Origin of the sequence: Stenotrophomonas pictorum JCM 9942, from assembly GCF_001310775.1 — a bacterium.
GTDB classification, from domain to species: domain Bacteria; phylum Pseudomonadota; class Gammaproteobacteria; order Xanthomonadales; family Xanthomonadaceae; genus Stenotrophomonas; species Stenotrophomonas pictorum.
Genome location: NZ_BAZI01000010.1, coordinates 1 through 23,394 on the forward strand (window position 1 = coordinate 1; position 23,394 = coordinate 23,394).

General features: G+C 64.3%; 16 protein-coding genes, 1 tRNA gene and 6 pseudogenes. 5 read left to right on the forward strand and 18 right to left on the reverse strand.

Going from position 1 to position 23,394, the window contains the following annotated elements; all coding sequences use genetic code 11:
* Nucleotides 1-206, reverse strand: a pseudogene (locus JCM9942_RS01515) (nitronate monooxygenase); the annotation flags it as partial.
* Between the two features lie 93 nt (nt 207-299).
* Nucleotides 300-1,675, reverse strand: a pseudogene (ffh, locus tag JCM9942_RS01520) (signal recognition particle protein); the annotation flags it as partial.
* A 110-nt stretch (nt 1,676-1,785) separates the two neighbouring features.
* On the opposite strand from ffh, the pseudogene JCM9942_RS01525 reads away from it, so the two are divergent.
* Nucleotides 1,786-2,576, forward strand: a pseudogene (locus JCM9942_RS01525) (cytochrome C assembly family protein).
* Between the two features lie 15 nt (nt 2,577-2,591).
* Here the strand turns inward: JCM9942_RS01525 and radA are convergent.
* The 12 genes and pseudogenes from radA to murJ form a co-directional block, all read right to left on the reverse strand.
* On the reverse strand, nt 2,592-3,986 hold the full coding sequence (radA, locus tag JCM9942_RS01530; protein ID WP_054657078.1) for a DNA repair protein RadA: 1,395 nt from the start codon (nt 3,984-3,986) through the stop codon (nt 2,592-2,594).
* A 31-nt stretch (nt 3,987-4,017) separates the two neighbouring features.
* Nucleotides 4,018-4,697: pseudogene (locus JCM9942_RS01535) on the reverse strand (lysoplasmalogenase).
* A 96-nt stretch (nt 4,698-4,793) separates the two neighbouring features.
* Complete coding sequence (cyoD, locus tag JCM9942_RS01540; RefSeq protein WP_054657081.1) at nt 4,794-5,135, reverse strand: cytochrome o ubiquinol oxidase subunit IV; 342 nt, start codon at nt 5,133-5,135, stop codon at nt 4,794-4,796.
* Nucleotides 5,135-5,767 (reverse strand): cytochrome o ubiquinol oxidase subunit III, encoded by a 633-nt coding sequence (gene cyoC / locus JCM9942_RS01545; protein WP_054657083.1) that lies wholly within the window; start codon nt 5,765-5,767, stop codon nt 5,135-5,137. The genes cyoD and cyoC overlap by 1 nt, the downstream gene beginning before the upstream one ends.
* Nucleotides 5,764-7,761 carry a cytochrome o ubiquinol oxidase subunit I gene (cyoB, locus tag JCM9942_RS01550; protein WP_054657085.1) on the reverse strand — a complete coding sequence of 666 codons (1,998 nt, stop codon included), beginning with the start codon at nt 7,759-7,761 and terminating at the stop codon, nt 5,764-5,766. Before cyoB ends, cyoC begins: the two co-directional genes overlap by 4 nt.
* Before the next feature lie 2 nt (nt 7,762-7,763).
* Complete coding sequence (cyoA, locus tag JCM9942_RS01555; protein WP_054657087.1) at nt 7,764-8,777, reverse strand: ubiquinol oxidase subunit II; 1,014 nt, start codon at nt 8,775-8,777, stop codon at nt 7,764-7,766.
* 277 nt (nt 8,778-9,054) lie between these two features.
* A tRNA-Thr gene (locus JCM9942_RS01560) sits at nt 9,055-9,130 on the reverse strand.
* Nucleotides 9,131-9,166: 36 nt separating this feature from the next.
* Nucleotides 9,167-10,117: a 4-hydroxy-3-methylbut-2-enyl diphosphate reductase gene (ispH, locus tag JCM9942_RS01565; protein WP_054657089.1), complete on the reverse strand. Its 951-nt coding sequence runs from the start codon at nt 10,115-10,117 to the stop codon at nt 9,167-9,169.
* A 51-nt stretch (nt 10,118-10,168) separates the two neighbouring features.
* The gene (gene lspA / locus JCM9942_RS01570) at nt 10,169-10,675 is read right to left on the reverse strand and encodes a signal peptidase II (protein ID WP_054657091.1); all 507 of its coding nucleotides are present in this window, start codon (nt 10,673-10,675) and stop codon (nt 10,169-10,171) included.
* Nucleotides 10,675-13,505 (reverse strand): annotated as a pseudogene (ileS, locus tag JCM9942_RS01575) (isoleucine--tRNA ligase). The gene lspA and the pseudogene ileS overlap by 1 nt, the downstream one beginning before the upstream one ends.
* Entirely contained in the window at nt 13,502-14,449 is a 948-nt protein-coding gene (locus JCM9942_RS01580) for a bifunctional riboflavin kinase/FAD synthetase (protein ID WP_054657093.1), read from the reverse strand. Before JCM9942_RS01580 ends, ileS begins: the two are co-directional and overlap by 4 nt.
* Before the next feature lie 79 nt (nt 14,450-14,528).
* Entirely contained in the window at nt 14,529-16,145 is a 1,617-nt protein-coding gene (murJ, locus tag JCM9942_RS01585) for a murein biosynthesis integral membrane protein MurJ (protein ID WP_083468364.1), read from the reverse strand.
* Between the two features lie 112 nt (nt 16,146-16,257).
* Between murJ and rpsT the strand changes: the two genes are divergently transcribed.
* A complete protein-coding gene (rpsT, locus tag JCM9942_RS01590; RefSeq protein WP_005408560.1) occupies nt 16,258-16,527 on the forward strand; it encodes a 30S ribosomal protein S20 in 270 nt (89 codons plus the stop codon).
* Between the two features lie 279 nt (nt 16,528-16,806).
* Here the strand turns inward: rpsT and obgE are convergent, their stop codons facing one another.
* The 3 genes from obgE to rplU form a co-directional block, all read right to left on the reverse strand.
* A complete protein-coding gene (obgE, locus tag JCM9942_RS01595; protein ID WP_054657097.1) occupies nt 16,807-17,862 on the reverse strand; it encodes a GTPase ObgE in 1,056 nt (351 codons plus the stop codon).
* 184 nt (nt 17,863-18,046) lie between these two features.
* The gene (gene rpmA / locus JCM9942_RS01600; protein WP_054657099.1) at nt 18,047-18,307 is read right to left on the reverse strand and encodes a 50S ribosomal protein L27; all 261 of its coding nucleotides are present in this window, start codon (nt 18,305-18,307) and stop codon (nt 18,047-18,049) included.
* 19 nt (nt 18,308-18,326) lie between these two features.
* Nucleotides 18,327-18,635: a 50S ribosomal protein L21 gene (gene rplU, locus JCM9942_RS01605; RefSeq protein WP_054657101.1), complete on the reverse strand. Its 309-nt coding sequence runs from the start codon at nt 18,633-18,635 to the stop codon at nt 18,327-18,329.
* Between the two features lie 273 nt (nt 18,636-18,908).
* Between rplU and uvrA the strand changes: the two are divergent.
* Both uvrA and JCM9942_RS01615 read left to right on the forward strand, forming a co-directional pair.
* Nucleotides 18,909-21,868 (forward strand): annotated as a pseudogene (gene uvrA / locus JCM9942_RS01610) (excinuclease ABC subunit UvrA).
* Nucleotides 21,868-22,275, forward strand: coding sequence for an acyl-CoA thioesterase (locus tag JCM9942_RS01615; protein WP_054657103.1), 408 nt, complete (start codon nt 21,868-21,870; stop codon nt 22,273-22,275). Before uvrA ends, JCM9942_RS01615 begins: the two are co-directional and overlap by 1 nt.
* Nucleotides 22,276-22,418: 143 nt before the next feature.
* Here JCM9942_RS01615 and JCM9942_RS01620 read toward each other — a convergent pair whose 3' ends face one another.
* On the reverse strand, nt 22,419-22,871 hold the full coding sequence (locus tag JCM9942_RS01620) for a copper chaperone PCu(A)C (protein WP_054657105.1): 453 nt from the start codon (nt 22,869-22,871) through the stop codon (nt 22,419-22,421).
* Nucleotides 22,872-22,908: 37 nt separating this feature from the next.
* Between JCM9942_RS01620 and JCM9942_RS01625 the strand changes: the two genes are divergently transcribed.
* Nucleotides 22,909-23,394: enoyl-CoA hydratase/isomerase family protein (locus tag JCM9942_RS01625; protein WP_172675022.1), on the forward strand; the 486-nt coding region annotated here is incomplete at its 3' end.

The following is a 23,394-nucleotide window of genomic DNA, read 5'->3' on the forward strand; positions in this document are numbered from 1 at the left end:
GATTGCGCGCGGAACGCCGCCATCCACTGGCCGATCTGTTCCGGCGTGGACAGCACCGCGCCCATCGCGCCCATGCCGCCGGTATTGGTCAGCGCCGCCGACAGCGACACCGGGCAGGCGCCTGCCATGGGCGCCAGCAGCACCGGCAAGCCAACGCCGAAGCGCTGGCAGAAACGATCAACGCGCTGCCGGATACCGGGAGTCATTACAAAACCCTATACAGGTGTGGGGAAACCACGGGCACGCGTTATCGCAGGCTCCCTGCGCGGCCTGCAGCGCCCCGCCGTCGGCCGGATCCAGCGGAACGGCAGGCCGCCACGCCCCCCCATGGCGCCGAGCATGCCCTTCATGTTGCGCATCATGCCCTTCATGCCGCCACCGGCCAGCTTGCCCATCATCTTTTCCATCTGCATGTACTGCTTCATCAGCTTGTTGACGTCGGCCGGCTGGGTGCCGGAGCCGCGCGCGATGCGGGCACGACGCGAACCGTTCAGAAGGCCCGGATTGCGCCGCTCCTTCTTGGTCATCGAGTTGATGATGGCGATCATGCGTGGCACTTCCTTGCTCTGGCTGACCTGCGCCTTGAGGTGCTCGGGGATCTGTCCCAGGCCCGGCAGCTTGTCCATCAGGCCACCGATGCCGCCCATGTTCTGCATCTGCTCCAACTGGTCGCGCATGTCGTTCAGGTCGAACTTCTTGCCCTTGGCGACCTTCTCGGCGAGCTTCTGCGCCTTGTCCTTGTCGACCTGCTGCTCGACCTGCTCCACCAGCGACAGCACGTCGCCCATGTCGAGGATGCGGCTGGCCACACGCTCGGATGGAACACATCCAGGCCGTCGACCTTTTCACCGGTACCGGTGAACTTGATTGGTTTGCCGGTGATGTAGCGCACGCTCAGCGCGGCACCACCACGGGCGTCACCGTCGGTCTTGGTCAGCACTACGCCGGTCAGTGGCAGCGCCTCGCCGAAGGCCTTGGCGGTGTTGGCCGCGTCCTGGCCGGTCATGGCATCGACCACGAACAGGGTCTCGGCCGGGTTGACCGCGGCATGCAGGGCCTGGATTTCGGCCATCATCGCTTCGTCGATGGCCAGACGGCCGGCGGTATCGACCAGCAGCACATCGGCGAAGGACTTGCGCGCGTCATCGATGGCGGCGCGGACGATGTCCACCGGCTTCTGCTCCGGGCTGGACGGGAAGAACAGTACGCCGACCTGGTCGGCCAGCGTCTTCAACTGCTCGATGGCGGCCGGACGGTAGACGTCGGCCGAGACCACCATCACCTTCTTCTTGCGCTTTTCCTTCAGGTGCTTGGCCAGCTTGCCCACGGTGGTGGTCTTGCCCGCACCCTGCAGGCCCGCCATCAGGATGATGGCCGGCGCCGGCACATTGAGGTTCAGATCGGACGCCTGCGAGCCCATCACCGCGGTCAGCTCGTCGCGCACGACCTTGATCAGCGCCTGGCCCGGGGTCAGCGACTTGAGCACTTCCTGACCGACCGCACGGATCTTGATCTTCTCGACCAGCGCCTGCACCACCGGCAGGGCGACATCGGCCTCCAGCAGGGCGATGCGCACCTCGCGGGTGGCCTCGCGGATGTTTTCCTCGGTCAAACGGCCGCGCCCACGCAGGCGCTCGATGGTGCCGGAAAGGCGCTGGGTCAGTGACTCGAACATGCGGCGGAACCTGCGGAAATCGTGGAAACAGAGTGGGCAAGTATAACGACCCCTCGCCGCGATCGCCGGTTCGCATCGCCAGCGGCAGGCCCGTATGCGAAACTGTTGCGATGACAATCGTTCTCATTGCCGCCCTGCTCTACCTATTGGCTACAGGCCTGCTGATCCGCGGACTGACAGCCGGCGCCAGCGCTCCACCGCGCGGCTGGCTCGTCCCGGCCGTCACCGCGGAAGTCCTGCACGCCGGTTATCACGTGCTGGTGGCGCTGAACACTGTCGGCGGCCCGGACATGCACTTCTTCGCCGCACTGTCGCTGGTCGGGCTGGGCATGGCGCTGCTGACGACTCTGGTGGGTGCACGCGGACGCATGGCGGCACTGGGCGTGGTGGCGTTTCCGTTGGCCGCGATCCTGCTGGTCATCTACCACAGCTACGGGCATGCACCGAGCAAGGCGCTGGCTGGCAGCTGGCCACCCATGCGTGGTTGGCATTGCTGTCCTATGCCACGCTGAGTATCGCCGCGCTGCTGGCGATGATGCTGTGGCTGCAGGAACGCGCACTGCGGCAGCGCGAGTTCCGCCCCTGGCTGCGTGCGCTGCCACCGATGGCGGACCTGGAAACCCTGCTGTTCCGCACGATCACCGTAGGCTTCAGCCTGCTGACCCTGACCCTGCTCACCGGCGTGCTGTTCGTCGACAACCTGTTGGCGCAGAAGCTGGTGCACAAGACCGTGCTCAGCGTGCTGTCGTGGATCGTGTTCGGCACCTTGCTGATCGGCCGGCGCCGTTATGGCTGGCGTGGCATCAAGGCCGTGCACTGGACACTGAGCGCGATGGTGCTGTTGTTGCTGGCCTTCTTCGGCAGCCAATTCGTCATCGAACTGGTGCTCAAACGCGGCTGATCGATTGCGGCGACGTCATTCCGCCGCCGCTTCCAGTGCCTGCGACAGACGCTCCACCGCGATCACTTCCATGCCCTTGACCGATCCGGCCTTGGGCGCGTTGGCCTTGGGCACGATGGCACGCTTGAAACCATGCGTGGCCGCCTCGCGCAGCCGGTCCTCGCCATTGGGCACGGGCCGGATCTCCCCGGACAAGCCGACCTCGCCGAAGGCGATGGTCTTGTCGGCCAGCGGCCGGTCCTGCAGCGAGGACAGCACCGCCAGCAGCACCGGCAGGTCCACCGCGGTTTCCTGCACGCGGATGCCTCCGACCACATTGACGAACACGTCCTGGTCACCAACCAGCACGCCCCCATGCCGGTGCAATACCGCCAGCAGCATCGCCAGCCGGTTCTGCTCCAGCCCTACCGCTACCCGGCGCGGATTGGACAACGGCGAGGAATCCACCAGCGCCTGCACCTCCACCAGCAAGGGACGGGTGCCCTCGCGCGTGACCATCACACAGCTGCCCGGCTGTCGGGTACTGCCACCGGAGAGAAAGATAGCCGAGGGATTGGGCACTTCCTTCAGGCCCTTTTCCCCCATCGCGAATACCCCGAGCTCGTTGACCGCACCAAAGCGGTTCTTGAACGCGCGCAGCACGCGAAAGCGGCTGCCGCTCTCACCTTCGAAATACAGCACTGCATCGACCATGTGCTCCAGCACGCGCGGCCCGGCGATGCCGCCTTCCTTGGTCACATGCCCGACCAGAAACACGGCGGTACCGGTCTCCTTGGCGAAGCGCACCAGACGGGCGGCGCTCTCGCGCACCTGGCTGACCGAACCGGGCGCGGCGGTCACCGTCTCGGTCCACAGGGTCTGCACCGAGTCGGCCACGATCAACTTCGGGCGTGCGCTGGCGGCGTGCTGCAGGATGTGCTCGACGCCGGTTTCAGCCAGTGCATTGACGCCTTCCAGCGGCAGGTCCAGACGTACTGCGCGACCGGCCACCTGCGCCAGCGACTCCTCGCCAGTGACATAGAGCACCGGCAGCGTGCCAGCCATCTTCGCCACCGCCTGCAACAGCAACGTGGATTTGCCGATACCCGGATCTCCCCCCACCAGCACCACTGCGCCTTCGACCAGACCGCCACCCAGCACCCGGTCGAACTCGCCGATACCGGTGGACACACGCAGATGATCGGTCTGCTGGACATCCTTCAGCGCGGTGATCTTCGGCGCCTCGACCTTGCCAGCCCAGCCACTGCGGCGCGAGGCCGGCGATTTCGCCGCCGCCGCGCTTTCCAGCACGATCTCGCTGAGCACGTTCCAGACGCCGCACTCGGTGCACTGGCCCTGCCACTTGCTGTACTCCGCGCCACATTCGCCGCAGACATACGCGGTGCGGGCCTTGCTCTGGGTCTTGGCCATTGCCGGTTCCGTGAAGGGATGGCCGGCTACTTTAGCGCGGGCGATTCGCGCTGGCTGAGACCGAACAGGCAATGCACCATTGCGCCAGGTAGTAAGTGGACAGAACCAGCAACAGGGCCAGCGGCACGCCACCGGTGAAGCGGTCCCAGGCCAGTACCGAATCACTGGCGATGAACAGCACTCCCCCCAGCGCCGCCCGACCGCTCGAGTCGCGCGACGCACCACGCACCGGCTGCTGCAGGCGCCGCCCCAGGGCCGCGATCGCCATCAACGCCAGCACCCCCACGTAAACCAGCACCGGCAGTCGCAACGCAGCGGGCAGATAGGGCCACAGCAGCCACACATACCCCACCGCGTACGCAGCCAGGCACAACGCCGCCGGCAGCGCCGCGCGCCGATGCAACCCCGGCAGGAAGGCGCTGATATAGCCAGATGCGCCAGCAGGAACGCGATCAGCCCGGCGACGAAATAGTCCCCGGGCAGCATCAGCCATACATCGCCCATCAGCGAGAACACCAGCCCCAGCACAATCCACCGGCGATACCGTCTGTCGGCATCGACCGCGGTGGCCGCCACGCCCAGGATCAGCAGTGTCGCCAGTGGCTTGCCTACGTAGTGCAGCGGCAGCCAGGCACCACCCGCCATACCCCCCAGGATCGCGCCTGCGGCGGCGATCACGATTCCTGCCGTCAGCACCTTGCGTCCGCCCATCGCACCCCCCCCTTTTTTCGCACAGCATCGCCCCGCTGCCGGAAAAAACAAAGGCCGCCTTGCGGCGGCCTTTGTCGGCGAGGAGCGTCAGCCCACTCAGTGCATCATGTGGTAGTTCATGTTCCACATCACCCACATCGTGCCGGCGAGAATGATGCCGATCACCACCAGGGTGAACAGACCTGCATTGACGTTCCAGCGTGCGGCCGAGGAGCGGTCCAGGTGCAGGAAGAACACCAGGTGCACCAGCAGCTGCAGCACGCCGGCGACCAGAATCACCATGGCGGTGGCAAAGGTCGAGGACAGGCCGCCACTCATCACCGCCCAGAACGGGATGATGGTCAGCGCTGCCGCCAGCACGAAGCCGGTCAGGTAGGACTTGACGCTGCCGTGGCTGGAGCCACCGGCGGCATGGTCGTGATTGTCATGTGCGGACATCAGAGGGCTCCCGACAGATAGACGACAGAGAACACGCCGATCCAGACCAGATCCAGGAAGTGCCAGAACAGGCTCAGGCACGCCATGCGGGTCTTGTTGGTCTCGGTCAGGCCGTTCTGCTTGAGCTGGACGAACATCACCAGCAGCCACAGCAGGCCGGCGGTCACGTGCAAGCCGTGGGTGCCGACCAGCGCGAAGAACGCCGACAGGAACGCACTGTGGTCCGGGCCATAGCCCTGGTGCACCAGGTGATTGAACTCCCAGATTTCCATGGCCATAAAGCCGGCGCCCAGCAGCCAGGTGAAGCCGAGCCAGCCGAACATCTGGCCCATCTTCTTCTGGTGCATGGCGATCATGCCCAGACCGAAGGTCAGCGAGGACACCAGCAGCAGCGCGGTTTCACCGGCCACGAACTTCAGGTCGAACAGTTCCTTGGCACCCGGGCCACCATTGGTCGCGCCGGCCAGAACCACATAGGTCACGAACAGGGTGGCGAAGATGAGCAGATCGCTCATCAGGTACACCCAGAAGCCGAAAACGGTGCTTTCGCCGGCGTCGTGATGGTGCTCGTGCTCATGGCCGGCCGCGTCTGCGGCCGAACCGTGGGTCATCGTGTGGGCGTTTGTGCTCATGCCTTCACCTCGGTCTTCACCAGCCCCTGAGCGATCAGGTGCTTGCGGTGCTCATTCTCGATACGTTCGACTTCAGCCGCAGGCACCCAGTAATCCACGTCCTTGTCGAAGGTGCGGACGATAAAGCTGGCGATCATGCCGACCAGGCCAACGATGGCCAGCCACCAGATGTGCCAGATCATCGCGAAACCGAACACCAGGCTGAAGGCACCGATCACGACACCGGCGCCGGTGTTGCGCGGCATGTGGATATCGCTGTACTTGGCCGGCTTCGGCCAGGCTTCGCCACGCTGCTTGCGTTCCCAGAAATCATCCAGCTCTTCACCCTTCGGCAATACAGCGAAGTTGTAGAACTGCACCGGAGAAGTGGTCTCCCACTCCAGGGTACGGGCGTCCCACGGATCGCCGGTCAGGTCCACATTCTTCTTGCGATCACGGATCGACACGATGATCTGGATGAACTGGCACAGGATGCCCGCGCCGATGATGAACGCACCGATCATCGCCACGATGAAGAACGGCTGGTGGTCGGTGTTCGGATAGCTCTGCAGACGGCGCGTGACACCCATGAAGCCCAGTGCGTACAGCGGCATGAAGGCGACATAGAAACCGATGAACCAGCACCAGAACGCACGCTTGCCCCAGGTCTCATCCAGCTTGAAGCCGAACATCTTCGGGAACCAGTAGGTGATACCGGCAAACATGCCGAACACCACGCCGCCAATGATGACGTTGTGGAAGTGCGCGATCAGGAACAGCGAGTTGTGCAACACGAAGTCGATCGCCGGAATCGCCAGCATCACGCCGGTCATGCCGCCGATGACGAAGGTGACCATGAAACCGATCGTCCACAGCACCGGCGAGGTGAAGTGCACGCGGCCACGGTACATCGTGAACAACCAGTTGAAGATCTTCACGCCGGTCGGGATCGAGATGATCATCGTCGTGATGCCGAAGAAGGCATTGACGTTGGCACCCGAGCCCATGGTGAAGAAGTGGTGCAGCCACACCAGGAACGACAGCACGCCGATCGCCGCGGTGGCGTAGACCATGCCCTTGTAGCCGAACAGGGTCTTGCGCGAGAAGGTGGCGATCACTTCAGAGAACACACCGAACGCCGGCATCACCAGGATGTAGACCTCCGGGTGACCCCAGATCCAGATCAGGTTGATGTACAGCATGGCGTTGCCGCCAGCATCGTTGGTGAAGAAGTGCATGCCCAGGTAGCGGTCCAGGGTCAGCAGCACCAGGGTGATGGTCAGCACCGGGAACGCGGCGATGATCAGCACGTTGGTGACCAGTGCGGTCCAGGAGAACACCGGCATCTTCATCAGCGGCATGCCCGGGGTACGCATCTTCAGGATGGTCACCAGGAAGTTGATGCCGCTCAGCGTCGTACCCAGACCGGCAACCTGCAGACCCCAGATGTAGTAGTCCACACCCACACCCGGGCTGTACTCCAGCCCCGACAACGGCGGGAACGCCAGCCAGCCGGTCGCGGCAAACTCACCCACGCCCAGCGAGATCATGATCAGGGCGGTGCCTGCCATGAACAGCCAGAAGCTGAGGGAGTTCAGGAACGGGAACGCAACGTCGCGCGCACCGATCTGCAGCGGCACGACCAGGTTCATCAGGCCGGTGATCAGCGGCATCGCCACGAAGAAGATCATGATCACGCCATGGGCGGTGAAGATCTGGTCGTAGTGATGTGGCGGCAGGAAACCTTCATTTCCGCCGGCAGCCATTGCCTGCTGCGTGCGCATCATGATCGCGTCGGCAAAGCCGCGCAGCAACATGACGAAAGCGACGATGAGGTACATCGCGCCGATCTTCTTGTGATCCACCGAAGTGAACCACTCCTTCCACAGATAACCCCACAACTTCGCCTTGGTGATCAGCGCCAGCACCAGCAGACCGACCAGCGTGGCGCCGATCAAGGTGGTGATGATGATCGGGTCGTGTGGAATCGCCTCAAACGAGAGTTTTCCCAACATTGTCATTCTCCCGAGCCGCTGTGACCGGCATGACCGGCTGCAGCGTGCTCGCCTGAGTGGTGTTCAGCCTGCGGTGCGGTATCGCCGGCATCGTGACCTTCATGGCTCACGCCATTTGCCGCGGCATCGCTACGGTCGTGTTTCATACCGTAGTGATGGTTGTCACCCATGTGCCGAGCGATCATCGCGTCGAACAGGCCCGCCTGCGTGCTGGCGTAGTAGGTCACCGGGAACCAGTCGTGGTTCTTCTGGGCACCCAACTCGGTCAACGAGGCCTGATCCAGCACCGAACCTTCGGCACGGACCTTGGCCAACCATTGCTGGTACTGCTCATCGGTAACGGCATGGGCCTTGAAATGCATCTTGTTGAAACCCGCACCGCTGTAATGCGATGACATGCCATCGAACGAGCCGGCTTCATCGGCAATCAGATGCAGCTTGGTTTCCATGCCCGCCATCGAGTACACCATGCTGCCGAGGTGCGGAATGAAGAACGCATTCATCACCGTATCGGAGGTCAGCTTGAAGTTCAGCGGCGCACCGACCGGGAAGGTCAGCTCGTTGACCACAGCCACGTTTTCTTCCGGATAGATGAACAGCCACTTCCAGTCGAGCGAAACCGCCTCGATGGTGATGGCCTTCTTGTCCGATTCCAGCGGCTTGTACGGATCCAACGCGTGCGAAGAACGCCACGTCAGCACCGCCAGTACCAGCACGATCATGCACGGGATCGACCACACCACCACTTCGATGGCGGTGGAATGCGACCACTTCGGCTCATAACGGGCACTGGTATTGCTGGCACGGTACTTCCATGCAAACACCAGCGTCATGATGATCACCGGAATCACCACCAGCAGCATCAGCACCGTACAGGTGATCAGCAGCGTGAGTTCTTCACGGGCGATATGACCCTTGGGGTCAAACAAGGACCAGTCGCAGCCCGTCATCAAGACGGCCATCGCGACAATTAAGCCCGGACGCAGCATGCGTCCAAGAGTTTTCAACGGAATCATCGGTCGATCCAATTGCGAGGGAGTGCTCAGCCCGACAACCCCTTAGCGCACTTGCGCGGACGACCACCCGGGGATTGCCCGCCGGGGGGAACACGTACACAGGACTGCCAGATTTCAGCCCCGCAATTTTAGGCCTTCACGCACTGCTTAAGAAAGCCGTTGACAATGATTTCGCACAAGAATCGCCATTTCCGGCATGCGACATGTTGTCGCACCAGACGCACGCGGCGCGTAAAAACAAGAACGCCGACTGCGGACAGTCGGCGTTCTTGTTTACTGGTGCCGGAAATAGGAATCGAACCTACGACCTACGCATTACGAATGCGCCGCTCTACCAACTGAGCTATTCCGGCGAAGGCGCGAATTCTAAGTGAACGTGATGTGCCCGGTCAATCGATCAAACGTAGACGCAGCTCCTTGGGCAACGCGAACACCATCGATTCAGGCTCACCATCGAGCTCGCGGACGCTGGCTGCGCCCAATTCACGCAGACGGGCGATAACCCCATCCACCAGCACCTGCGGCGCCGAGGCCCCCGCGGTCAGGCCGATGCGCTGCTTGCCGGCGACCCACTGCGGGTCGATCTCCTCGGCACCATCGATCAGATACGACTCCACGCCTTCGCGACGGGCCAGCTCACTGAGGCGATTGGAATTGGAGCTGTTCACCGAGCCCACCACCAGCACCAGATCACACTGCGAAGCCAGTTCGCGCACCGCATCCTGGCGGTTCTGCGTGGCATAGCAGATGTCGTCGTTCTTCGGCCCCTGGATCGCCGGGAAGTGCTTGCGCAGGGCATCGATCACGGCGCGGGTGTCATCCACCGACAACGTGGTCTGGGTGGTGTAGGCGAAGTTTTCCGGCTGCGAGACCTGCAAGGCCTCCACATCCTCGACACTTTCCACCAGATAGATGTGGCCGACCCCGTTCTCGCGGTTCCACTGGCCCATGGTGCCCTCGACCTCCGGATGGCCTTGATGGCCGATCAGCACCACATCGCGACCGGCCCGGCAATGGCGTGCGACCTCCAGGTGCACCTTGGTCACGAGCGGACAGGTGGCGTCGAACACCTTCAAGCCACGGCGACCGGCTTCCGCGCGCACCGCCTGCGAGACGCCATGCGCGCTGAAGATCACGGTATTGCCGTCCGGCACTTCGTCGAGTTCTTCGACAAAGATGGCACCGCGCGCCTTCAGGTCGTCCACCACAAACCGGTTGTGCACCACTTCATGGCGCACGTAGATCGGCGCACCCAGCGTCTCGATCGCACGCTTGACGATCTCGATGGCGCGATCGACACCGGCACAGAAACCACGGGGATTGGCGAGCAGAACGTCCATCAGTCAAATACTCCGGCCGGCGACGGCCGGTTTCGGTGAAACAGGGAGGAATTATCCGGCTTTTGGGCTGGACTTGCCTTCGAACAGCCCCGACAGGGCGATGCCGATGGCGCCGGCAACGATCGCCGAATCGGCGATATTGAACGACGGCCAATAATGGTTGCCGACGTACCACTGGATGAAGTCGATCACGTGGCCGTGGATCTGGCGGTCGATAACGTTGCCCACGGCGCCGCCGATCACCAGCGCGTACGGCAACGCGCTGCGCCAGTTGGCGCGTGGCGTGCGCGACAGCCAGAAGGCCATCAGGCCACTGATCGCCACTGCCAGAAAGGTGAAGAACCACAGCTGCCAACCGCCGGCGTCACTGAGAAAGCTGAACGCGGCGCCGGTGTTGTAGGTGCGGTACCAGTTCCAGAACCCGTCAATCACCGGCACAGCGGTGAACTCGGGCAGGCTGGACAGCACCCACGCCTTGCTCCACTGGTCCAGACCGATCACGGCTGCTGAAACCAGCAGCCAGATCAGCGCATCGGGCTTGGGACGCGCAGCCGACATCAGAACCACCGCCGGCTTTCACCGGCCCCCTCGATGTTGGTGACGCACCGGCCGCACAGCTCCGGATGCGCCTCGACCGAACCGACATCGGCGCGGTAATGCCAGCAACGCACGCACTTGGACTTGCCAGTCGGTTGCGCGCTGACAAACACCTCGTCGGTGGTCGCCGGGCGCACGCTGACATCGCCACTGATGAACAGGAAGCGCAGCTCCTCGGCCAGCGGCTGCCAGCGAGCGGCCTGTTCCTCGTTGGCGGCGACGGTGATCTCCGCTTCCAGCGCGGCACCGATGGCACCGTTGGCGCGCATCGGCTCCAGCACCTTGGACACCTGCTCGCGCAGCGCCAGCAGCTGGTCGAAATCGGCAGCGGTCAGCTGAGCATCGGCCGGCAGCGGCGCCAGGCCGTCGTACCAGGTGGTGAACAGCACGTTGTCGACACGCTTGCCCGGCAGGTAACCCCACAGCTCTTCGGCGGTGAAGGTCAGGATGGGGGCCACCCAGCGCACGAACGCCTCGGCGATATGGAACATCGCCGTCTGCGCCGAACGACGGCCGCGCGAATCTTCCTGCATCGTGTACAGGCGGTCCTTGGTCACGTCCAGGTACAGCGAGCCCAGATCCACGCTGCAGAAATTCAGCAGCAGCTGCACGATCTCGGCCATGTTGTAGTTGGCGTAGGCGGCCTTGATCTTCTCCTGCAACTCGAACGCGCGATGCACGATCCAGCGGTCCAGGGCCACCATGTCCTGCAGCGGCAGCAGATGCTGGGCCGGATCGAAACCGTCCAGGTTGCCGAGCAGGAAGCGCGCGGTGTTGCGCAGACGACGGTAGGCGTCGGCGTTGCGCTTGAGGATTTCCTGCGACAGCGACATCTCGTTGCTGTAGTCGGCCGAGGCGATCCACAGGCGCAGGATGTCCGCGCCCAGGGTGCGCATGATTTCCTGCGGCTCGATGCCGTTACCCAGCGACTTGGACATCTTGCGGCCGTGCTCGTCCACGGTGAAACCGTGGGTCAGGCACTGCTTGTACGGAGCGTGCTTGTCGATGGCCACGCCGGTCAGCAGCGAGGACTGGAACCAGCCGCGGTGCTGGTCCGAGCCCTCCAGGTACAGGTCGGCCGGCTTGCCGTAGCCACGTGCCAGCAGCACGCCTTCATGGGTGACGCCGGAGTCGAACCAGACATCGAGGATGTCGGTGACCTTTTCGTACTGCGCCGCTTCATCGCCGAGCAGATCGCTGGCGTCCAGCGAATACCAGACGTCGATGCCGCCCCGCTCCACACGGTCGGCCACCTGCCGCATCAGCTCGACGCTGCGCGGGTGCGGCTCACCGGTTTCGCGGTGGGTGAACAAGGCAATCGGCACGCCCCAGGTGCGCTGGCGGCTGATGCACCAGTCCGGGCGACCGTCGACCATGTTGCTGATACGCGCCTTGCCCCAGCTCGGGAACCAGCCGACGTTGTCGATGGCCGCCATCGCGTCATTGCGCAGGTTGGCCTTGTCCATCGAGATGAACCACTGCGGGGTGGCGCGGAACACCACCGGCGTCTTGTGACGCCAGCAATGCGGATAGCTGTGCTGGATTTCGAAGAAGGCAAGCAATGCGCCGCTCTCACGCAGCACCTCGACGATCAGCGGCTGCGCCTTCCACAGGTGCTGGCCGGCCAGTTCGACCGTACCGGCCGGCGGCGTCGACGGCAGGTAGACGCCGCGGCCATCGACCGGATTGACCTGGCCGGCGTTGTACTTGTCCATCAGCCGTACTGCTGGCTGACCGCAAAGTCTTCCTGACCATGGCCGGGCGCGGTATGCACCGCACCGGTACCGTCGGCATCGGAGACGTGCTCGCCGTTGAGCAGCGGCAGGTCGCGGCTGGCGTAGAACGGGTGCGCCAGCAGCTGGTTCTCCAGCGCCGAGCCCTTGGCATGGCCATGCACGACCATGTCGGTCACGCCATAGCGCGACAGCGAACGCTCGGCCAGCGCCGAGGCCAGCACCAGCCAGCGCGGCTGGCCGTTGTGGGCCGGGCCTTCGACCAGCACATATTCGATATCCGCACCCAGCGACACCGCCAGCGAAGCCGGCAGCGTCCACGGCGTGGTGGTCCAGATCGGCACGGCCACTTCCACACCGGCCGGCAGCTCGACACCGAAACTGGCCGCCAGCGCCTTGGAATCACGCGCGGCATAGGCCACGTCGATGGCCGGGGAGGTCTTGTCCTGGTATTCGATTTCCGCCTCGGCCAAGGCCGAGCCGCAGTCGAAGCACCAGTGCACCGGCTTGGCGCCGCGCACCAGGTGACCGTTGGCCACGATCTTGGCCAGCGCACGGATTTCATTGGCCTCGAAGTCGAAGCTCAGCGTCTTGTAGGGGTTTTCCCAATCGCCGATCACGCCCAGGCGCTTGAAATCAGCGCGCTGCAGGTTGATCTGCTCTTCGGCGTACTCGCGGCACTTCTGGCGGAACTGCTCGGCATCGAGCTTGACGCCCACCTTGCCACACTTCTTCTCCACCGCGATCTCGATCGGCAGGCCGTGGCAATCCCAGCCCGGGATGTAGGGCGCATCGAAGCCGTCGAGGTAACGCGACTTGACGATGATGTCCTTGAGGATCTTGTTGACCGCATGGCCCAGGTGGATCTGGCCATTGGCATACGGCGGGCCGTCGTGCAGCACGAACAGCGGACGGCCCTTCGCGTTCTCGCGAAGCTGCGCGTAAATGCCCTGCTCTTCCCAACGCGCCAGGATGCCCGGCTCACGCTTGGGCAGGTCGCCACGCATCGGAAATTCCGTTGCCGGCAGATGGAGGGTGGCTTTGTAATCCTGGCTCACGCGGTGGCTCGCAATCTGTGTTCGGAAAGGATGCGACGCGCCTGTTCGGCGTCGCGGTGCATCTGCGCGGTCAACGCCGGCAGATCATTGAATTTCTCTTCATCGCGCAGCTTGGCGACAAATTCCACTTCGATATGGCGGCCGTACAGGTCGCCCTGGAAATCGAACAGATGGGCTTCCAGCAGCGGCTCCACTCCCTGCACGGTCGGGCGCGTGCCGAAGCTCGACACCGACGGCCAGGGCTGCTCGAACACGCCGTGCACCCAGGTGGCGTAGATACCAGAAAGTGCGGGTGTTTTCGGAAAACGCAAATTGGCCGTGGGAAAGCCCAGGGTGCGTCCGAGCTGCTTCCCGCGCACGACCCGGCCTCCGATGGCGTATGGATGCCCCAGCAGATCGCCGGCATGGGCAAACTCGCCAGCCACGATAAGCTCGCGGATACGGGTGCTGGAAATGCGCTCGCCGTTCAGGTGAACCGGCTCGATCTCACCGGCGACAAAGCCCAGTTCCGCGCCCATCGCCTGCAGCAGCGCGATATCGCCGCCACGGCGGTTGCCGAAGTGGAATTTGGGGCCGATCCAGACCTCGCGCGCGCACAACCGCCGCACCAGCATCTGGCGGACGAAATCCTCGGCCGAGGTCGCAGCCATCTTCGCGTCGAACCGCAGCAGGCCGATGCTGTCCACACCCAGCCCGCGCAGCGCACCGACCTTGTCCCGGGCCAGCATCAGCCGCGGCGGCGGGTTGCCCTTGGCGAAGAACTCGCGCGGCAGCGGCTCGAAGGCCAGTGCCACAACCGGAACTCCCAGCGCACGGGCACGGGCGACTGCATGGCGCACCAGCGCCCGGTGGCCCAGGTGCAGGCCGTCGAAAGCACCGATGCAGACCACGCTTCCCTGCGGGAACAACACCCCGCCGTCGACGTCTCTAAAAAGCCTGCTCATTCCATCCGGATCCGACCCACACGGGCCGGCTCTGTCGTGTGTAGCCCGGAAGTATAACGGTGCGGGCCGCGCTGTCGGCTTACTGGCCACGCAGCTCGCGGGGCCGGTAGCCCATCAGCAGCAAGCCGGCGGCGTACACCGCGCCACCACTGCCCACCAGCACCGCCAGGCGCCAGCCGCGCTCCCACCATGCCCACGGCGTCCAGTCGACCCAAAGCAGCCGTAGCGCAAGCACCGCCACCAGCATCAGCACACTGGCGACCAGCAGCTGCAGTAGAAAGCGACCCCAGCCCGGCTGCCGCTGGTACACCCGCGCCCTGCGCAGATACCACCACAGCTGCAACGCATTGGCCCAGCCAGCCACTGCAATGGCCAGTGCCAGCAGGGCATGCGCGCCCTCCACGCGCTTGAGCGCCTCCAGCCAGTCACCCCCGGCCGCCGCCAACGCCGCCTGCCCCATCGGACTGAACCGGAGCATCATCGCGAACAGCAAGACGGTGCTGAGGACATTGATCGCGATCGAGGCCAGCGCCGCCTTGACCGGGGTGCGGGTGTCCTGCCGCGAATAGAACGCCGGCGCCAGCACCTTCACCAGCAGGAAGGCCGGCACCGCCAGCGATTGCGCCATCAGGCTCAGACTGCTCATGCGCATGTCCTGCTCGGTGAACCGGCCGTACTGGAACAGGGTCGCCAGCAACGGCTGCGCGCATAGCACCAGCCCCAGACAGGCCGGGATGCCGATCAGCAGGCACAGCCGGAAGCCCCAGTCCAGTCCCTTCGAATAACCCGCCGGATCGGCCGCCGCATGACGACTGGACAGATGCGGCAGGATCACCGTACCGATGGCGACCCCGAACATGCCCAGCGGAAACTCCAGCAGCCGGTCGCTGTAGTACAGCCAGGTAACACTGCCCCCCATCAATAGCGAGGCCGCCAGCGTGTTGAACAGCAGGTTGACCTGCGCCACCGACGAACCGAACAGCGTGGGCACCATCAGCTTCATGATCTTGCGCACCCCGGCATGGGCGACATCCAGCCGGGGCCGGGGCAGCAGACCCAGGCGCGCCAGTGAGGGCAACTGGAAGCCCAGCTGCAGGATCCCGGCCACCAGCACACCCCAGGCCAGCGCCAGCACCGGCTCGAACCCCCACGCCTGCATCTGCGGCGCCAGACACAATGCGGCGGCGATCATCGACAGATTGAGCAGGATCGGCGACAGCGCCGGAATGGCGAAACGCTGATAGCTGTTCAGCACCCCGCCGACCAGCGAGGCCAATGAAATGAACAGGGCATAGGGAAAGGTGATCTGCAGCATCAACGTCGCCAGCCGCGCCTGTTCGCTACCGGGCTCGAACCCCGGTGCGAACACCCGCATCACCCACGGCGCCAGGAAAATCGCCAGCGCCGTGGCAACCAGCAGAACCGCAGCCAGCACACCCGCCACCCGGTCCACCAGCGCCTTGACGGCGGCGTGATCCCCTTTGGCCTTGTACTCGGCCAGCACCGGCACGAACGCCATCGAAAACGAGCCCTCGGCGGAGAGCCGGCGCATGAAGTTGGGAATCCTGAATGCGATGACGAACGCATCCATCGCCGCACTGGCACCAAACACCTGCGCATAGATCTGGTCGCGGACCAGGCCACTGATGCGCGAAAGAAAGGTCATTGCGCTGAAAACCGCGGTGGATCTGAGCAACCAGCCGCTCACTAAACTTCCCCTTGACAACCTGACTTGACGTTCGCCCTGACCACCATCATACTTGCGTGCTTGCTGTTCCCACCACACCGATTTTCAGGAAACCACCACCGTGGCCAATATCAAGTCCGCCAAGAAGCGCGCCAAGCAGACCGTCGTGCGCAACGCGCGCAACGTGGCTCAGCGCTCGATGCTGCGCACCGCTGTCAAGAAAGTGATCAAGGCGCTGGACGCCAACGATGCCGCCGGCGCCGAAGCCGCCTTCGCTGTCGCCCAGCCGATTCTGGATCGCTTCAGCGCGCGTGGCCTGATCCACAAGAACAAGGCTGCCCGCCATAAGAGCCGCCTGAATGACCGCATCAAGGCCCTCAAGGCTGCCTGAATAGCGAGCCCACCAGAAGCCGCAAGGCTTCCGGCTTGAAAAACCCGGCCCAAGCCGGGTTTTTTATTGCCTGAAATCCGCCTCTACAACGCCAAAAGCCAAGCCGGGCCACAGGCGCAGCGCGCCCGAAGCAGATCAGGACACACCACCCCAACGTTGCAAGCACCTGCGCACGCGCGGGCGGACAACCCCAGGATTGCCACATGAAAAACCCGGCCAGCAGCCGGGTTTTTCATAGGTGATGGCAGCAGGGAAACCGGATCCAGCCGCCCGGGCAATTTACAGCGCCGCGTCCCGCGCCTCGGCCTCCAGCAGTTTCTGCTGGTCGAAGAACGCCATGATGTCCTTCATGATCGGCCAGGTGCCCTCACGCCCCAGCGCCGACACCAGATACCACGGCCCGGTCCAGCCCAACTCTTTGACAATCTGCTCGGCCGCGACCTGCGCTTCATCTTCGAACATCAGGTCGGCCTTGTTCAGTACCAGCCAGCGCGGCTTCTGCAGCAACTCCGGATCATGCTTGCCGAGCTCGCGCTCGATGGCACGCACCTGCTCGACCGGCGAAACCCCGTCGACCCCACCCTCCATCGGCGAGATATCCACAAGATGCAGCAGCAGGCGGGTGCGCTGCAGGTGACGCAGGAACTGCGCTCCCAGGCCCGCACCATCGGCCGCACCCTCGATCAGGCCCGGAATGTCGGCAATCACGAAGCTGCGGTAATTTTCGACCTTCACCACACCCAGGTTCGGGTACAGCGTTGTGAAAGGATAGTCCGCCACCTTCGGCGTCGCCGCCGAAACCGCACGGATCAACGTGCTCTTGCCGGCATTCGGGAACCCGAGCAGACCAACGTCGGCCAGCAGCTTCAGCTCCAGCTTGAGCAGGCGCTCCTCGCCCTCCTCGCCCGGCAGCGACTGCCGCGGCGAGCGGTTGGTCGAACTTTTGAAATGCATGTTGCCCAGGCCACCCTTGCCGCCCTTGGCCACCAGCAGACGATCACCATGCCGGGTCAGATCGCCGATCACCTCATCGGTATCGACGTTTATCACCACCGTCCCCACCGGCACGGTAATGGTCAGATCCTCGCCACCCTTGCCATACATCTGGCGCCCCATGCCGTTTTCGCCACGCTGCGCCCTGAAGATGCGGTCATGGCGGAAATCGACCAGGGTGTTCAGGTTCTCGTCGGCGCGGACCCACACGCTGCCGCCGTCACCGCCATCACCGCCATCCGGGCCGCCCAGCGGAATGAACTTCTCGCGGCGAAAGCCGACGCAGCCGTTACCGCCGTTGCCAGCGATGACCTGGATCTCCGCTTCGTCTACAAGTTTCATGATTCTGGTTGCCTACTGATGGCGGCAGGCACATTGCCCGACCGCAAATTCTAACGATCCCGGCCACCCCGGGGAAAACAGGGCTGCAAGCCCTCACAACGGATTTCCGCCAACGAAAAACCCCGCCTAAGCGGGGCTTTCGTCAGCTGCCCACACCGGAGTATGGGCGCTTGCACCTGCGAAATTAAGCTTCTGCGACGATGCTGACGGTACGGCGCTTGTTGGCACCCTTCACCGAGAACTCAACCTTGCCATCGACCAGCGCAAACAGCGTGTGATCGCGACCCAGGCCGACGCCGGTACCCGGATGGAACTGGGTGCCGCGCTGACGCACGATGATGTTGCCGGCCTCGATGGCCTGGCCACCGAAGATCTTGACGCCGAGGTATTTCGGGTTGGAATCGCGACCGTTGCGCGAGGAACCTACGCCTTTTTTATGTGCCATGACGAATTCTCCTTAGCAATTAGCCGGCGATGCCGGTGATTTCGATTTCGGTGTAGTACTGACGGTGACCCTGACGCTTCATGTGGTGCTTGCGGCGACGGAACTTGATGATCCGGACCTTGTCGGCGCGGCCGTGGGACACGACCTTGGCGGTTACCGAAGCACCCTTCAGCGCATCACCCAGCTTGATGCCATCGGCATCGCCAAGCATCAGGATGTTGTCAAACTTGATCTCGCTGCCGGCTTCGACTTCGAGCTTTTCGACGCGGAGGGTTTCACCCTGCGCGACGCGGTACTGCTTACCGCCAGTTACCAGAACTGCGTACATGACCAGACTTCCTCTGTAGTTATTGTGGTCGCCGTGCCCGCCATCGAGGGCGGACAGGAGCGGGATTTTACTGGCCGCAACAGGTTCGGGTCAAGTCGCCGCCCGCTCTGACTGTCCATCGCCTGAACAGCGCCGGATGCCGGCCTGCCCGCTCTGGGGAATCCGGCAATTGCCCCCAAATCACAAGCTCGCTAGGCTGACTGGCTGCCGTCAGCGACGCCCCCACACCTCCTGTTACCGGCCCCGCCGGCAGCAGTCCAAATCGGATTTCCCATGGCGATGGATTTCATCCGCATCCGCGGTGCGCGGACGCACAATCTCAAGAACATCGACCTCGACCTGCCCCGCGACAAGCTGATCGTGATCACCGGCCTGTCCGGCTCGGGCAAGTCCTCGCTGGCGTTCGACACGATCTATGCAGAAGGTCAGCGCCGCTATGTCGAGTCGCTGTCGGCCTATGCGCGGCAGTTCCTGAGCGTGATGGAGAAGCCGGATCTGGACCACATCGAGGGCCTGTCGCCAGCGATCTCGATCGAGCAGAAGTCCACCTCGCACAACCCGCGCTCGACCGTGGGCACCATCACCGAGATCTACGACTACCTGCGCCTGCTGTACGCCCGCGTCGGTAGCCCGCGCTGCCCGGACCACGGCTATCCGCTGGAGGCGCAGACGGTGAGCCAGATGGTGGACCAAGTGCTGACACTGGATCCGGAACAGCGCTACATGCTGCTGGCACCGGTGATCCGCGAGCGCAAGGGCGAGCATGTGCAGGTGTTCGACCAGCTGCGCGCACAGGGCTTTGTGCGTGTCCGGGTCGACGGCGAGCTGTATGAGATCGACGAAGTTCCGCCACTGGGTCTGCGCCAGAAGCACACCATCGAGGCGGTGATCGACCGCTTCCGCCCGCGCGAGGACATCAAGCAACGGCTGGCCGAAAGTTTCGAGACCGCGCTCAAACTGGGCGATGGCATGGCTTCGGTGCAAAGCCTGGAGGCGGCCGATGCCGAACCGCAGCTGTTCTCCTCCAAGTACAGCTGCCCGGTCTGCGACTACGCGTTGCCGGAACTGGAACCGCGCCTGTTCTCGTTCAACTCGCCGGTCGGGGCCTGCCCGGGCTGCGACGGTCTGGGTATGGCCGAGTTCTTCGATCCGGCGCGCGTGGTCGTACATCCGGAACTGTCACTGTCAGCCGGCGCGGTGCGCGGCTGGGACCGGCGCAACGCCTACTACTTCCAGCTGATCGCCTCGCTGGCCAAGCACTACGATTTCGACGTGGACGCCCCGTGGCAGTCCCTGCCCGAGCATGTGCGCAAGGCGGTGCTGTACGGCAGTGGCGAGGACAGCATCACGTTCACCTACTTCACCGAGGCCGGCGGCCGCAGCCAGCGCAAGCACCGCTTCGAGGGCATCATCCCCAACCTCGAACGCCGCTACAAGGAAACCGAATCGCCGGCGGTGCGCGAGGAACTGGCCAAGTACATCAGCGAACGGGCCTGCCCCGAGTGCCAGGGCGCGCGCCTGAACAAGGCCGCGCGCAATGTGTTCGTCGCCGACCGGCCACTGCCGGAAATCGCGGTGCTGCCGATCGACGAGGCCAAGCGCTTCTTCAGCGAGCTGAGCCTGCCCGGCTGGCGCGGCGAGATCGCCACCAAGATCGTCAAGGAGATCGGCGAGCGACTCGGCTTCCTGGTCGATGTCGGGCTGGATTACCTGACCCTGGAGCGCAAGGCCGACACCCTGTCCGGCGGCGAGGCCCAGCGCATCCGGCTGGCCTCGCAGATCGCGCCGGCCTGGTGGGCGTGATGTACGTGCTCGATGAGCCGTCCATCGGCCTGCATCAGCGCGACAACGAGCGTCTGCTGGGTACCCTTACCCGCCTGCGCGATCTGGGCAACACGGTGATCGTGGTCGAGCATGACGAGGATGCGATCCGCCTGGCCGACTACGTGCTGGACATTGGCCCGGGCGCGGGCGTGCATGGCGGCGAGATCGTCGGCCAGGGCACGCTGCAGGACATCCTCGATGCGCCGCGCTCGTTGACCGGCCAGTACCTGTCGGGCAAGCGCGCCATCGAGATTCCCGCGCGCCGGCACACGCCCAATCCGAAGATGACGCTGCACCTGCGCGGCGCCACCGGCAACAACCTCAAAGATGTCGACCTGGATATTCCCTCCGGCCTGCTGACCTGCGTCACCGGCGTGTCCGGCTCGGGCAAATCGACCCTGATCAACGACACCCTGTTCTCGCTGGCCGCCAACGAGATCAATGGCGCCTCGCATCCGGTCGCCCCGTTCCGGGAGGTCGAGGGCTTGGACCTGTTCGACAAGGTGGTGGACATCAACCAGTCGCCGATCGGCCGTACCCCGCGCTCGAACCCGGCCACCTACACCGGCCTGTTCACGCCGCTGCGCGAGCTCTACGCGCAGGTGCCCGAAGCGCGTGCGCGCGGCTATTCGCCGGGCCGCTTCAGCTTCAACGTGCGCGGTGGCCGCTGCGAGGCCTGCCAGGGGGATGGCCTGATCAAGGTCGAGATGCATTTCCTGCCGGATGTGTACGTGCCGTGCGATGTCTGCCATGGCAAGCGCTACAACCGCGAGACGCTGGAGATCCTCTACAAGGGCTACAACATCAACGACGTGCTGGAAATGACCGTCGAGGATGCGCTGAAGCTGTTCGAGCCGGTGCCGTCGATCGCCCGCAAGCTGGAAACGCTGGTGGACGTGGGCCTGAGCTATATCAAGCTGGGCCAGAGCGCGACCACGCTGTCCGGCGGTGAGGCGCAGCGCGTGAAGCTGTCCAAGGAGCTGTCGCGCCGCGATACCGGCCGCACCCTGTACATCCTCGATGAGCCGACCACCGGCCTGCACTTCCACGACATCGAAGCGCTGCTGGGCGTGCTGCACAAGCTGCGCGACGAGGGCAACACGGTGGTGGTGATCGAGCACAACCTGGACGTGATCAAGACCGCCGACTGGATCGTCGATCTGGGCCCGGAAGGCGGCCACCGCGGCGGCACCATCCTGGTCACCGGTACGCCGGAAGACGTGGCCGCGTACCCGGATTCCTACACCGGCCAGTTCCTGGCGCGGATGCTGCCCTCCACCTGTGCGCGTCCCGAACAACCGGCCGCCGTGGCCAACAAGCCCGATGCGCGCCCACCGCGCAAGGAAAAGCCGGTCAAGAAGACCGCAACCAGGAAAGCAGCAACCCCCAGCAAGAAGAAGACGGACTGATGAGCACTGAACCCAAACAGCTGGCCCGCGTGCCGATCAGCGTGCGCTGGCGCGACATGGACGCGATGGGCCACGTCAACAACGCCAAATATGTGTCTTATCTGGAAGAAGCGCGTGTGCGCTGGATGCAGGGCGTGGAAGGCGTCTCGATGACCGACCGCATCGCCCCGGTGGTGGCCAACACCAATATCAACTACCGCCTGCCCATCGTCTGGCCCAACGACATCGTCGTGGAGCTGTTCGTCGAGCGGCTGGGCACCAGCAGCGTGACCATCGGCCACCGCATCATCGATCAGCAGGACAGCAGCAAGCTGTACTCTGACGGCAACGTGGTGGTGGTGTGGATGGACACGCAGACCGGCAGGAGCGCGCCACTGCCCGAGGCCATCCGCAACGCCTCGAGCTGACGCCTCCCCCACACCCGCACACCGCAAAAGCCGCCCGCCGGGCGGCTTTTTCATGCAGTTCGGATACCCGATAAGCGGTCCTGCGGAGCACCGCATCATGAGCCCCTTCCACGCCGACTCCCACGACTGGCACCGCCCGGTCGTTACGGCCGCGGCGGCGCCTGCCGCCTGACCTGCAAACGGCCCTCCACCGTGCTGCCATCGGCCAGACGCAACCGCAGCGGCAGTTGCCCCCCTTCGGTCAGCGCCAACTCCGGTCGCATCAGCATCAGGTGCAGGCCGCCGGGCTCCAGTTCGACCCCCCTGCCGGCCGGCACCGGCAGGCGCGTGATCTCTCGCATCCGGCTGACCCCGTCCACCCGCGTGGTTTCGTGCAATGACACTTCGGCAAACACGCGACTGTCCGCGCCCACCACCACCACCTCAGCGCTGCAGTCGTTGCGGATGCGGGCATAACCGGCGGCCATCGGCATCGTACCCGGCGGTAGACGCACCCAGCCACCGCTAATGGTCACGCAGGCCGGCGCCGGGGTTTGTGCGGCGGCACTGGACGCACACACGGCCAACAGTACGCACACGAATGGTTTGGTTATCATCGAAACCACAACTCCCTGCCGTACGAGAAGCCGCAGCATGACCACGCTCATCGAAGTGATCAACCATGGCCCGATCCGCGAACTGCGCCTGGCGCGACCGCCGGTCAACGCGCTGGATACCGAGCTGTGCCGCGCCCTGATCGCCGCCCTGAACCAGGCGATTGCCGAGGATGTGCAGGGCATCGTGGTGTCCGGCAGCGAGCGTATCTTCACCGGCGGCATGGATGTGCCCCACCTGCTCGGCCACGGCAATGACCGGCACAAGCTGCTGGACAGCTGGCAGGCCTTCTTCGGCGCCGCCCGGGTGATCGCCGAAAGCCGCATCCCGGTGGTGGCGGCATTGACCGGCCACTCCCCTGCCGGCGGCTGCGTGCTGGCGCTGTGCTGCGACTACCGGGTGATGGCGCAAAGCGCCGATCCGGCCAAGCCCTATGTGATCGGCCTGAACGAGGTACAGGTGGGACTGGTCGCGCCGGAAGGCATCCAGCGCCTGCTGCGGCGCGTGGTCGGCGCCCACCGCGCC